This window comes from Pseudomonas amygdali, assembly GCF_002699855.1.
Taxonomy (GTDB): Bacteria; Pseudomonadota; Gammaproteobacteria; order Pseudomonadales; family Pseudomonadaceae; genus Aquipseudomonas; species Aquipseudomonas amygdali.
Map to the genome: position 1 here is coordinate 20,911 of NZ_LKBW01000282.1, position 13,599 is coordinate 34,509.

At 57.2% G+C, this 13,599-nt stretch carries 8 protein-coding genes and 1 pseudogene; 2 read left to right on the top strand and 7 right to left on the bottom strand.

Going from position 1 to position 13,599, the window contains the following annotated elements; genetic code table 11:
* Positions 1-5 precede the first annotated feature (5 nt).
* The 5 genes and pseudogenes from AO277_RS20555 to bglX all read right to left on the bottom strand — a co-directional run bounded on the left by AO277_RS20555 (position 6) and on the right by bglX (position 9,897).
* Positions 6-1,700 (bottom strand): annotated as a pseudogene (locus tag AO277_RS20555) (molecular chaperone HscC).
* A gap of 131 nt (positions 1,701-1,831) precedes the next feature.
* Entirely contained in the window at positions 1,832-4,207 is a 2,376-nt protein-coding gene (locus AO277_RS20560) for a PAS domain-containing protein (RefSeq protein WP_080899241.1), read from the bottom strand.
* 224 nt (positions 4,208-4,431) lie between these two features.
* Positions 4,432-5,766: a two-component system response regulator MifR gene (mifR, locus tag AO277_RS20565; protein WP_005753830.1), complete on the bottom strand. Its 1,335-nt coding sequence runs from the start codon at positions 5,764-5,766 to the stop codon at positions 4,432-4,434.
* 6 nt (positions 5,767-5,772) lie between these two features.
* Entirely contained in the window at positions 5,773-7,530 is a 1,758-nt protein-coding gene (locus AO277_RS20570) for a sensor histidine kinase (RefSeq protein WP_044318696.1), read from the bottom strand.
* A gap of 69 nt (positions 7,531-7,599) precedes the next feature.
* A complete protein-coding gene (bglX, locus tag AO277_RS20575) occupies positions 7,600-9,897 on the bottom strand; it encodes a beta-glucosidase BglX (RefSeq protein WP_044318687.1) in 2,298 nt (765 codons plus the stop codon).
* A 320-nt stretch (positions 9,898-10,217) separates the two neighbouring features.
* On the opposite strand from bglX, the gene AO277_RS20580 reads away from it, so the two are divergent.
* A complete protein-coding gene (locus tag AO277_RS20580) occupies positions 10,218-10,910 on the top strand; it encodes a TPM domain-containing protein (RefSeq protein ID WP_031594831.1) in 693 nt (230 codons plus the stop codon).
* Between the two features lie 26 nt (positions 10,911-10,936).
* Positions 10,937-11,554: a TPM domain-containing protein gene (locus AO277_RS20585; protein WP_004664032.1), complete on the top strand. Its 618-nt coding sequence runs from the start codon at positions 10,937-10,939 to the stop codon at positions 11,552-11,554.
* A 57-nt stretch (positions 11,555-11,611) separates the two neighbouring features.
* Here AO277_RS20585 and AO277_RS20590 read toward each other — a convergent pair whose 3' ends face one another.
* Both AO277_RS20590 and AO277_RS20595 read right to left on the bottom strand, forming a co-directional pair.
* The gene (locus AO277_RS20590) at positions 11,612-12,628 is read right to left on the bottom strand and encodes an alpha-xenorhabdolysin family binary toxin subunit B (protein WP_044318686.1); all 1,017 of its coding nucleotides are present in this window, start codon (positions 12,626-12,628) and stop codon (positions 11,612-11,614) included.
* A partial coding sequence (locus AO277_RS20595; RefSeq protein ID WP_257214240.1) for an alpha-xenorhabdolysin family binary toxin subunit A occupies positions 12,625-13,599 on the bottom strand: 975 nt, incomplete at its 5' end. The genes AO277_RS20590 and AO277_RS20595, both read right to left, overlap by 4 nt.

The following is a 13,599-nucleotide window of genomic DNA, read 5'->3' on the forward strand; positions in this document are numbered from 1 at the left end:
TGCCGTCACCATTCACCTCGTTCGAAACGGTCTGCTTCCTGTTCAAGCTGTTTGCGCAGTTCATTGATCTGCCGGTCATCCTGGGTTTCCAGCACGCGCTGGAATTGTGCAGCCCAGACTCCGATGGTTTCACGTGCCTCGCCCAGATACTCCTGATAGAGCCGTTCCAGACGTGCTGTCAGGTGAGTGTTGACCTGTTGTTCGCGAGGATGAACCTTGAGTGCTTCCAGCACCTTGAGTCGTTCACGGATTTCGCCGGGTGTCATGACTCCGGGGTTGTTCTCGATAACCAGCTTGTGATTTTCGCCGGTCATCTGGATCCGCACGTCGGCCTCCAGCAGGCCGTTGTTGTCGTATGTGAAACGCACGTCCAGTTCGACCTCGCCAGCCTTGGCTTTCGGCACGGGAATATTCAGTTCGCCCAGCGCGATGTTGTCTTTGACCAGGCGGCTTTCACCTTGAAAGATCCGCAGCAGAACGTGCTCCTGGTTGTCGGCAACCGTGTTTACGGTACGCACCCGGCTGACCGGTACCACGCTGTTGCGTTCGATGATCGGAAGGTAATGCCCGGACTGATAGCCGTTGAACACGTATTGTGTGGTTTCGATACCCAGGGTGTAGGGGCACACGTCGGTCAAAACGACTTCTTCCAGCGCCGCATCGCGCTGCTTGAGTGCTGCCTGAATTGCAGCACCCTGCGCGACAACCTCATCCGGGTTGAGTGTGATGGCCGGAAAACGGCCGAACATCCCCGCGGCCAGTTTGCGGATCAGCGGCATACGTGTAGTGCCGCCCACCAGCAGGATTTCGTCCAGATCTGCGACGCGAATTTTCGCATCGCGCAAGGCTCGCTCGATAGGCGCGCGCAGGCGGGCCAGCAGAGGCGCAAACAGATCATTCATCTGCTCTTGCGTGATTGTCTTGCGCCATTCGCGGTCGGCATGGCGCAGCACGAAATCGACACTGTTTTCCTGGCCCAGCGCCTTGCGCACGCGCTTGGCTTCACGTCGTAGCGAAGGCGTTACCAGTTCCTTGCCGGGGAAGTCCTGCTCATCTCGGTGCAGGGTCAGAAAGTGCTCGACCAGCAGGCGGTCAAAATCTTAACCCCCCAGAAAGTTGTCGCCCGCGCTGGCACGCACTTCCATCACGCCGTCGAAGAGTTCGAGGATCGAGATGTCGAACGTGCCGCCACCCAGGTCGAAGACCAGAAACGAGGTTTCGCCTTCCTTCTGATGAAGTCCATAGGCCAGGGCTGCCGCTGTCGGCTCGTTGATGAGCTTCTCGACCTTGAGGCCGGCCAGCTCACCGGCAATGCGCGTCGCTTTACGCTGAGCGTCACTGAAGTACGCCGGAACGCTGATCACCGCCTCGGTGACAGGCTCGCCAAACGCGCGCTCGACGTCGGCTTTAAGACTCTTGAGTACCAGCGAGGACAACTCTTCCGGACGATAGGTGGCAGATCCCAGGCGAATCTCCTGAGCGCTGCCCATATAACGTTTGAATAGCGCCGTGGTTTTTTCCGGGTGAGTTTGCAGACGTTCGCGCGCCGCCTTGCCGACCAGAATCTGCCCTTCGTCGTCCAGTCCGACAACGCTTGGAGTCAGCGTCTCTCCCAACGCATTGGTAACCAGCTCGCTGCTGCCGTCGCGCCAGACAGCCACCAGGCTGTTGGTGGTGCCCAGGTCAATACCGACGATCATCTCAAAAATGCTCCCTGCTCAAGGATTGTTGCAATATTTTGCGTGATTCTGAATCAAGGCAACCGGTGTTGTCTTCGTTTTATGCGTCGGGAATACCTGGTTGCGTCCTGCCTCAGGATGCCTTTTCGGGATTATTGTTCCCCGGTACGGCTCACCGCCCTGTGCAGGATCGCCGCCAGATCTTCTCTGGAATAGGGCTTTTGCAACAGGTCGAAGCGGTGTGCCTCGTCCTTGGCGATCGTCGCAAATTCAGTGCTGTAACCGGTGGTGAGGACGACCGGCATCCAGGGGTAACGCGCCTCGATTTCGGCAGACAGTTCCAGCCCGCTCATGCCGGGCATCGCGATATCCGAGAACACCACATGAAAGTTTTCCGGGTTACCGGACAATTCATGCAGGGCCTCGGCGGCACTTTTGACCCATAGCACCTGAAAGCCAAGCTGCTCAAGCATCGGTCGGGTAAAAGTGCCGATGTCCTGATTGTCCTCGACCATCAAAACGCACAGACCGGGCAACGCGATGGGCGCGTAATGCTTGTCTTGCGCGACGACTTCGTGATTTTTTGCACTCGGCAGGCACAGCGTGAAGCAGCTGCCTCTGCCCAGTTCGCTTTCAACCAGCACTTCGCCGCCCGATTGTTTGGCGAAGCCGAATACCTGCGACAACCCCAGCCCTGTACCCTGTCCCACGCTTTTGGTGGTGTAGAACGGTTCAAAGATCAGGCCCAGTTTTTCTTTGGCGATACCCGCGCCGGTATCGGTCAGCGACACCGTCACATAATCGCCATCGCTGAGTGAGGCGGGCTGATCGGCAGTGGGGCAGGCAGCGCATTTAACTTTTATGCTGAGTCGGCCTGCGCCCGACATTGCATCGCGGGCGTTAACCACCATGTTGACCAGCGCAGTGTCGAACTGGCTGCCATCGGCGAAGATAAAGCACGGCTCGGCAGGCAGGTCGATGTTCACCTGAATGCGTGCGCCGGTGAGCGTATCCATCATCTCGCCAATACGCGCTACGCTCTTGCAGACATCGAACACTTCCGGCTGCAAGGCCTGACGGCGGGCAAAGGCCAGCAACTGACCGGTCAAGCGAGCCGCCCGGTCTACCGTACTGGAAATCGCCTCGACGTACTTCACACGGCGATGCTCTTCAAGGTTAGGTGCCTTCAACAGGTCGCTGCAGGAGCGGATCACCGTCAACAGGTTATTGAAGTCGTGCGCCACACCGCCAGTGAGTTGGCCGATAGCCTCCAGTTTCTGCGCTTGATGCAAGGCGTCCTGGGACAGCCGCAACGCTTCATTGGCTTCTTCTTCGGCCTGAATGTCACGGCCGACGGCATGGATGAATTGTTTGTCCGGTACGGCAGTCCACGAGATGGTCCGGTACGAACCATCCAGGTGGCGATAGCGATTCTTGAAGTGAGGAATGGTCTGGCCATTTTCCAGTCCGCTCATGGCGGCCAGCGTACTGTCCACGTCTTCGGGGTGCACCAGCCCCAGGAACTGGCTGTCGAGCAGTTGTTCTGCCGACCAGCCGAGAGCTTGAGTCCAGGCCGGATTGACTGCCGAGATAATGCCGTCGAACTGCGCCACCAGCATCAGGTCAGTCGACAGGCGCCAGATGCGATCACGATCACGGGTGCGCTCAATCACGCGCTGCTCGAGCGTTTCGTTGAGAGACATCAGCGCTTGTTCAGCGTCTCGGAGCTGGGTCATGTCACGGGACACACACAGGATTTTCTCCGGCTTGCCGTCCTTGCCGAAAATCGGGCTGACTTGCACATGCCACCACTTGACTGTGCCCGTCAGAGTTTTCGCCGATCCCATGAAACTGGCGTTCTGACCCGCGCGGGCCGCTTCGACAGCCGCGATGGCGTCCAGATTGCCTTGGTCCTGCCAGAAATCGGGCCAGGGGCAGCCGCGAATCGCATTGAAATCGCTGACTTCCATGATCTGCTGGCCGCCTTCGCTCATGAAGGTCAGGCGCGAATCGAGGTCCAGCACCTTGATGCAATCATTGATGCTCGACAGAACACGGTCGGTAAACGCTTCGTTTTCATTTTGCCGGACCTGGGCAATGACTTGGGAGGTGGTTTCATTGACCCGGCAGAACACACCCTCGATCAGGCCGTTATCGCCGTAGAGCGGCGAATAGGAAAGGGACCACCAGGTTTGCTCGGGCCTGCCGTTGCGCACAATGGTGCGCTGAATATCGTCAGACCGGCGGCTGTGTCCACCAAGCGCCTGCTCAGCCAGTGGGCGCACGGCCTCCCAGGCATCACCCCACACCGAGGCAATGGGTTGTCCTTGTGCCTGCTCTGCTGCAACGGGCAAAACCTGGGAATAGGCGTCATTGAAGAACAGGACAAAGTCCGCCCCCCAAAGCAGGTACATGCTGTCAGGGCAACTGAGCATCAGGTTCATTGATGACAGTAACGCTGCAGGCCATGCTTGCTTCGGTCCCAGCGCAGACGTCGACCAGTCTGTCTCTCGGATAAGCCGGCCCATATCGCCGCCTCCCAGTGGGAGGTCGAGGGGAGTATTCACGGTAGAAAATGCCCCAACTTTCGGACTGCCAATGTGAGCTTGAATAGCAAGGCGGGAATGATGTCATTATGCCTTTAAACTATCCAGCCATCACGGCCTTACATAGCCGGGACAGTATGCAGACCCGGCAGCGCGGGAAATGTTCGGTTATCGCCGGAAGAAGCCATACAGGATGTGCGCAGCCATCAGTTCAGGAACATTTCCCGTACCAGAGCATGGCGCTGCATTTTCTCGTTCAGCGTCCGTCGCGGCAGTTGCAGCTCGTTGAGCACAGCCTTGATATCACCTTTGTGACGGGCCAGCGAAGCGCGCAGGCATTGTGCTTCGAAGGCTTCCTGGCGTGCTGCCAGAGAGTGTCCCTGCAATTGAGTATCGGGCTGCGGCGAGGTGAGTTCCAGGCCCAGCGCCTGCCGCTCAGCCGCATTGGCCAGCTCGCGTACGTTGCCAGGCCAGTCATGGCTGAGCAACTGACTCAGGCGTGCGGCGCTCAGGGCGGGCGATTCGCGGCCCATACGCTCGGCGGCTGCTCGGGCGAAGTGGCTGAACAGTTGCGCGATGTCTTCAAGGCGTTCGCGCAACGGCGGCAGGCGCAGCTCGGCAACGTTCAGGCGATAGGCCAGATCTTCACGGAAGCGCCCGGCGCGGGCCTCTTCAAGCAGGTCCGGTTTGGTCGCAGCAATGATCCGCAAGTTGACATCAATACTCTGATTCGAGCCCAACCGTTCAAGGCGCTTGTCTTGCAGAACGCGTAGCAGCTTGACCTGTTGCGCCATGGGCATGCTCTCTATTTCGTCAAGAAACACGGTGCCGCCGTCGGCATACTCCAGTCTGCCGATACGTTTACCCTGTGCACCGGTAAACGCGCCGCTTTCGTGCCCGAACAACTCGGCTTCGAACAGATGTTCCGGGATGGCCGCGCAATTAAGCGCAACAAAAGGTTTGCCGGCGCGCGGCCCGAAGTCGTGCAGGCAGCGAGCGACCAGTTCCTTACCGCTGCCGGTTTCCCCCCGAATGATTACATTGACCGGCAGTTGCGCGAGCTCCAGCACCTGACGGCGCAAGGTCTGCAGGCTGGGCGACACGCCGAGCAGCGTGGCGTCCAGTCGGGTTCTGGCATCGGCCTGTTCATGCAGACGGCGGTTTTCCAGCACCAGTTGGCGTTTCTCCAGCGCGCGCCGCAGGTTGCTGATCAGCGTTTCAGGGCTGAAGGGCTTTTCCAGAAAATCATAGGCACCTTCGCGCATCGCCTCTACAGCCATTGGCACATCACCATGGCCGGTCAGCAGGATGACCGGCAGGTCCGGGTCCATGCCTTGCAGGCGGCTTAGCAGTTCCAGACCACTCATGCCCGGCATGCGTACGTCGGTCAGCACCACACCGGGGAAATGTTCCGGCAGTTTTGCCAGGCACTCCTCGGCACGGGCGAAGACTTGCACCTCAAACCCCGACAGCGTCAGCCATTGCTCGACGGCTTGCCGAATGGGAGCCTCGTCGTCTACCACGATGACCGCGTTCAACATGTCGGGTCAGGTCTCCAGAAAGTCATTGGGCAGGCTGAACCAGAACACAGCACCTTCGGCATGATTTTGCGCCGTCAGTTGCCCGCCCAGTTCGTGAATGATGGCGTAGGACACGGCCAGACCAAGGCCCAGACCATCGCCCACAGGTTTGGTGGTGAAAAACGGATCGAAAATACTGGCCAGGTTTTCTTCGGCGATCCCCGTTCCGTTGTCTTTGACGCTGAGCCGCCATTGCTTGTCGATGGCGTCGATACGCACTTCAAGGCGCCTGGACGGGCGCTCGCGCATGGCGTCCAGTGCATTGCGCAGCAGGTTTATCAGCACCTGCTCCAGACGTATGGCATCGCCACGCACCCAGGCGGGACGTGACAGATGCAGCACGCAGTCTATGTGCTCCTCGCGCAGGCGTGGGTCGAGCAACAGCAAGGCCTGATCGACTACCGTGGCCAGGTCCAGTCTTTCGCGCAAACCGCTGGGGCTCTTGCGGGCAAAGGTCTTCAGGTGGCTGGTCAAGGCGGCCATACGTGTCAGTTGTTGATCGACTGGAACCAGCGCTTTGCAGGCTTCATCGATTCGGCCCTGATCCAGCAGCAGTCGCACGGTCGCCAGTTGCATGCGCTGGGCAGTCAGCGGCTGGTTGATTTCGTGGGCCAGCGCTGCCGACATCTGCCCCAGTGCCGCCAGTTTGGCCGACTGCACCAGACCGTCCTGCGCGGTTTGCAGATCACGGGTGCGCTCCTGCACCAGACGCTCCAGTTCGTCCCGGTTGCGCTCCCGTAATCGCGCCAGTCGCCAGCGCTGATAGAGAAACAGCGCCAGAAATAACAGTGCCAGCCAGATACCCGCTGCGGCGATGCCCGCATTGCGAATGTCCTCGCTGGACGTAGGTGGCTTGCGCAACAGGTGCAAGGTCCAGTTTTCATCGGGCAGCGGCAGCGACTGCCAGAGATAATCCGTGGTGCCATCCGGGCCTTCTACACGGCTCAAATGACTGTTTTTGCCGAAGCTGTCCATGACCCGACTGCGCAGCGGGGAAAGTACCTTCTTGTCGTATTGGCGAGTGCGCAGCAGGTCGGCACGGTCCTCTACAGAAATAGGCAGCAGTTCCCGATAGCGCCAGCCCGATTGATTGGCAATGAAAACGATGCCTTTTTCGTCGCTGACCAATAGCAGGTCGTCACCTTGGCCCCACTCCTGCTCAAGGTCTGGAAACTCCAGCTTCACGACCATCGCACCGATGAAGGCACCCGTATCGTTCACCACCGCACTGGACAAGAAGTACCCAGGGATTCCGGTGGTCACACCGACCGCGTAAAAGCGCCCGGTACCCTGAGCCCGTGTTTGCAGAAAGTAGGGGCGAAAGCCGTAGTTGTGGCCGACATAGCTGTTGGGGGCACGCCAATTGCTCGCGCTGATCGCCAGACCGTGCAGGTCGAGCAATTCAAGCGTCGATGAATGCGCCGTATTGTTGATTTTTTCCAGCTTGAGATTGAGCGCGTTCTGCACGTCAGCGGCTACCGGACCGCTCAACGCCGCACGTATCTCCGGGTCCAGTGCCAGAACAGAGGGCAGGGCGCGATAACGTTCGATCAGGGTATGCAGGGTATTGGCATACAGTGCCAGTTGCCCTTCGGCACGCACCGCATCTTCTGATAGCGCGTGACGCTGGGCCTGATGCATCGCAAGCCCGGCGCACAGCACCGCACCGGCCATGATCAGCAGCATGTACAGGGTAATGCGCCAGTAACGATGCTTGAGCGTCATGTTGCGGCCTGATCGGACTCCGCTGGCGCGTTTGCAGATCAATGCCTGCGAACGCGCCATGGACGAGCGTTACAACAGATTGAAGGACGCTTCTTTCACGGTCTGCGAGTCCAGGCCGATCATGACCTTGAATTCACCAGGTTCCGCAGCGTACTTGAGCTCGCTATTGTAGAACTTGAGGTCGTTTTCACTGAGCGTGAAGTTAACGACTTTTTCCTCGCCAGGCTCAAGCATCACTTTTTCGAAGTTCTTCAGTTCTTTCACCGGGCGACTGATCGACGCAGCCACATCATGCAGATACAACTGCACCACGGTCGCGCCTGCAACCTTGCCGGTGTTTTTCACGGTTACGCTGGCAGTGAGCTTGCCTTTGCGCGTCATGCTGGCGTCAGACAGCTTGATGTCCGAGACGTCGAACTGCGTATAGCTCAGACCGTAACCGAACGGAAACAGCGGGCCATTGGGCTCCTCGAAATAGTGCGAGGTATAGTTGCCCGGCTTGTCTTCACGATACGGACGGCCGGTATTCAAGTGTGCATAGTAGACCGGCAGTTGACCGATCGAGCGCGGGAACGACATGGCCAGCTTGCCCGACGGGTTGTAGTCGCCGAACAGTACATCCGCCACCGCGTTGCCGCCTTCGGTGCCCGGGAACCAGGTTTCGAGCATGGCATCGGCCTGTTCCTGCTCGTCGACCAGTACCAGGGGACGGCCATTCATCAACACCAGCACCAGTGGTTTACCCGTGGCCTTGAGTGCCTTGATCAGGTCACGCTGCTTGCCCGGAATGTTCAGGCTGCTGCGGCTGGCCGACTCATGAGACATACCGCGCGACTCGCCTACCACGGCAACAATCACATCAGCCTGCTCGGCGACCTTGACCGCTTCGTCGATCATTTCCTGCGCGGGACGCGGGTCGACCTCGACTTCCTTCTCGATGAAGTTCAGATAGTTGAGGATGTGCTCGTTGTCACTGACGTTGGCACCACGGGCGTAAACCTGTTTGGCCTTGTCGCCGACCGCGTTGGCCAGCCCTTCATAGACAGTGACCGACTGATTGGCACGGCCCGCTGCCGACCAGCTGCCGAGCATGTCGAGGTGGCTTTGAGCCAATCCACCAATAACCGCGATGGTGCCTTGTTTCTTCAACGGCAGCGTGTCGTTCTGGTTCTTCAGCAGCACCAGTGTCTTGCGCGCAACATCGCGAGCCTCGGCACGGTGCAGGCGGTCGTCGGAATAGGTGTCTGCCGGGTCATCGGCAGCGACGCCGATTCGGCCGTAAGGGGCGGCGAACAGGCCCATGTCGTATTTTGCCCCAAGTACCTCACGCACGGCGCTGTCGATTTCCTTCATGGAAACCTCGCCGTCCTTGACCAGCCCGGGCAACTGCTCGCCATAGGCCACGTCGTTCATGCTCAGATCGACACCAGCCTTGATCGCCAGCTTGGCGGCCTCGCGAAAGTCCTTGGCCACGCCGTGGTCGATCAGTTCCTTGATCGCGCCATGGTCGCTGATGGTCACGCCCTTGAAGCCCCAGTCCTTGCGCAGCAGATCCTGCATCAGCCATTTTTTGGCGGTCGACGGGACACCATTGATCGAGTTGAGCGCAACCATCACGCCGCCAGCTCCTGCATCGATGCCAGCCTTGTAGGGCGGCAGGTAGTCCTGATACATGCGCGTCATGCTCATGTCCACGGTGTTGTAGTCGCGTCCGCCTTCGACCGCGCCATACAGAGCGAAGTGCTTGACGGCAGCCATGATGCTGTCATTGGCTGCGATGTTCTTGCCCTGGAAAGACCGGACCATCACATCGGAAATGCGTGACACCAGGTAGGTGTCCTCGCCAAAGCCTTCGGAGCTGCGGCCCCAGCGTGGATCGCGGGAAATATCGACCATGGGCGCGAATGTCATGTCGATACTGTCAGCACTTGCCTCTTTAGCCGAAACCCGGCCCATCAGTGCGACGGCGTCCATGTCCCAGCTGGCGGCCATGCCCAGGCTGATCGGGAAAATCGTACGATGACCGTGAACCACGTCGTAGGCAAAAAACATCGGAATTTTCAGACGGCTTTTGGCGACAGCAGCTTCCTGCAGCGGACGATTTTCCGAACGGGTAACGGAGTTGAACGTGCCGCCGATTCTTCCGGCAGCAATTTCCTTGAGAATTTGCGGCTGTGGCATGTCGGCGCTGATGCTGATCAAACGCAACTGGCCGATCTTTTCGTCCAGGGTCATTTGTTTCATGAGTTTGCCGATGAAGGCATTCTTGGCTTGAAGCGTTGTCTTGTCCGTGGCGGCGGCGCTTTGGGCCATCACCGACTGACTGGCCATCCCGACCAGCAAACCTAATAAACACAGCTTATTCATGAATGATTTCTCAAGGCTTTTGTCAGCAACTCGCGTTTAATGTCCGACAGCCAGTTTTTGGGTTATGGACCTTTGGCGTTATGGTTCGTACAGGGCGCAAGGATAGTTGCCATCCGCTTCACTGTACGAAGTCCCCCCAAGGTATGTACGAAAATGGTGGTTTGATTGATTTTTGTACAAACCCTGTTCGATCAATTATTGACCGCATCAGGCGTTGGCGATGGATTATGCCGGGGAACTTGTGTTTTGGCTAAGGCGTGTCGTTTCAATAGTTTCAAAAAAGCACCGGAGGTCTGATTTTGAAGTCTGTTTCACAATGGATGTTGTACGTGGTGATGCTATTGGGAGGTGGGTTGCGTGCCGAGGCGGAGCCAACCGCGCTGGTTTTTCCGCCAATGACCGGCAGTGTGGTCGATGCTGCACAAATGCTCGACAGTCAGACCACAGTTCGTCTGGCCAGACTTCTGCGTGCCCACGAGCAAGCCACCGGCGAGCGCGTTGTAGTGGTGACCCTGGCCGATCTGCAAGGTACGAGCATCGAAGAGTTCGGAGCCCGACTCGGTGACGCCTGGAGCCTTGGGCCGCACGGCGAAGACGACAGCGTTCTGCTGGTGGTTTACCGTGACAAGCGCAAGGTATTCATGGAAGTCGGTGCTGCCCTGAAGGATCGTTTCAATGAAGCCCAGGCCTCCTTGATCATCGATATGTTGATGACGCCCGAGTTTGACGACAATCGTTTTGCGGTCGGCATCGAGCGCGGTACACGGGCGGTTATCGCGGCTTTGGGCGGTCAGATACCGGATTATCCCGAACCGACGAGACAAATGTCCGAATATGAAGAGCAGGCCAGTGACGATCAGGTCTGGCTGATCGCGATTGTTCTGACCCTCATCGTGCTGGGCATCGTGATCATCAGTATCAAACGCGGGGCCGTTGCCCGGCCTGCACGTGACAGGGCCGCTGACCGCAATGGCGGTCGCTTTGGCGGTGGCGGGGCTTCGGGCAACTGGTAGCGGATCGATTGGTCAATGAGGGAAGCATGGCGTTATTGAACAGAGATGAACAGCGGCAGGTCGCCGAAGCGATTGATCGAGTCGAGCAGCGCACCGATGCCGAACTGGTTACGGTACTGGCTGCTCGTGCCGACGACTACGCGTACATGCCGCTGATCTGGGCCGGGTTGATCGGCCTGCTGCTGCCGGGCACGGTCAATTACTGCGTTCAGTGGTTGAGCGCGGACGAACTGATGCTGGCGCAAATGAGTACGTTCATTGTTGTGGCGCTGGTCTGCCGCGTGTCGAACGTGTCGGCCTTGCTGGTGCCGCTTTCGGTTCGGCGCTGGAGAGCCGGAAATCTGGCACGTCGGCAGTTTCTTGAACAAAACCTGCACAAGACCCATGACGGAACCGGCATTCTGGTTTTTGTCAGTGAGGCCGAACGGTATGTCGAAATTCTGGTTGACCATGGCATTGCCAGTCGTCTGCATGACGATACCTGGAAGGCGATGGTCGACGTATTTACCCAGCAGGTCAGAGACGGGCAGACCTTGCAGGGGTTTCTTGGCTGTATCCATGCCTGTGGCGAGTTGCTTGCCGATCACGTTCCAGTGACGCACGGCAGGAATGAGCTGCCGAATCGGCTGGTGGTGTTGGGGTAACGGCAAAAGGCAGATGTCGATTTTATCGAGATCTGCCTTGCTTGAAAATCGTCCGGGTCAGACGATACGTTTTACGTCATAAAACGATTTTATGTAGGTCTTCAGTTGTTCGACATGCTGGCTGATCAACGCCGAAGCATCACCTGGCGATGTTATCTGATCAAGAAAATGATAGAGCGATTGATAAACCTTTTTCGCTTCTTGTACCCAAAGTGCTTTGCTCTGAGCGACGCCAGCGAGCCCTGTCAACTCGTCGAGTTTTTCCTTGATTACCTTTGTTTCCTGGGTAGACATGCGGGAGTCGTCGAGCAGGGCGTTATAGCGCGACCTCAGCCTGTCGCGTTCTCGAGTAAGATCAAGGTAAGTCAGGGCGCTGCTGATCTTGTCGAGTAGTTTTTCGAGTCTGGCAATCCCTGCGGAGACCAGCGCAAGTTCTGGCGATGGTGTGATGATGAGCTGTAGCTCCTCCTGGGTAGGCAGTAGTTCCTTGAACAGGTCGGCAATGTTGTACTTTTCAAGCGTACTGATCGTTGCGTCAAGCAGGCGTCGGTCTTCAGCGATTAAAGCCATTGCGCTTTCTAACGTGGCTGATCGTTGGGTGATGCTGTCGATCTGTTGCTGGAGTGTTTCCAGCAAACGATTGCTTTCCAGCGTCAGGTTTATCTGCGCCACATTGTCGCTGTGCTCGGCAATGGCCGCCGCGCTGCGGCGTACCGCTGCTGTGATATTCGATACCTGGCGAATGCGCTGCCCGTTCAGCAGGTTGATCGCTTGTTGTTTCTGTTTGTCGCTGAGCGTTGCGTCGGCCTCAATCAGTTGTTGTTTCTGATCGATCGGTTTCAGGTTTACAGTATTCAACTGCACGGTGATATTGGCCAGTTCCTGGCGATAGACCTTGTCTGCGCTAATCAATGCGTCTTGAAGCGGCAGCATTTTTTCTTTCATGGCCGGCAGAAAGTTCAGCTTCAAAGTGCTCACCTGCGCAAGAATATTCTGGCGGGCGGCTGTCATGACTTTATTGTCAGGAGGGGGGAGGACCAACGGCTCACTCAGGGTTTCAGTGCTCATGATCATTGTCCTCTCTTGCCGGATTGCTGTTCGCGTTGAAACTGATCCAGTGCACTATCAAATATCTTGAGTAACTGATTTGCCATGCCTCTTATTTCCCGCCATGGTGTGACTACCCCTTGAAACTGCATAGCGAAAATCATCAGCGCCTGATCAGTCGTGATCGCTGAAAGTTCACTGGCAGAACGGTCGATATACGCCGCCAGCATGGTCCAGAGGTCTTTCAAATGGGTGGCGCTCTGGTGAGCGTCCATCATACGAATATTCATGTCTTCAAACAGTATTTGCAGGCTGCGCACGGCGGCTGACAAAGGAGATTTTTCTTTGAGTTTTTGAACTTTCTGGTTCTTGGAAGCCACCATTCGATTTTTTTCTTTTCGGATTTCCTCCGCTTGGGCGCCAAAAATGCCCCCCGTGATAGCGACCCCGATGGCCCCGCCGAAAAGACCCCAGGCAATATTATACAGGGCGGTTTTATACTCGTTGTTTTTCTGCTCGATTTCCGTCGTCAGTTGTTCTATATCTTTTTCCAGATCCTGGATCTGCTGGTCCAGATCAGAACAATTTGCCAGTTTCACCTTGTCATTGATGCCGGGAATTAGCTGGACGCTCAGGACGGTGCTGAACGTATCGATGTGGTCCGCCAGGGTTTGCGCAGCGTGCTGATGGTTTTTTATTTGTGACGCCGTTTTCTTCAGAAACTCTGCCAGCGTGATACACACCCTCTGATCGGTTTCACCCAGTGGTACCGGCGCAGTGTTACGGACCTCTTCAATGTTTAAATCGGCAACGGTCAGGTCCAGTTGTCTGGCAAAATCCATTTTTTCGATGTAGTTGATGATCTGTTCGCCCTGTCTCGAGAATTGGGTGGCAAACAATTCAATGGCGAACCCGCTGCGTTTGATGCCATTGAACCGCCCCGGGTTTCTCGGAGACTCCAACCTTTGAGAGGATGGAGCGATGAAAAAACTACCGAA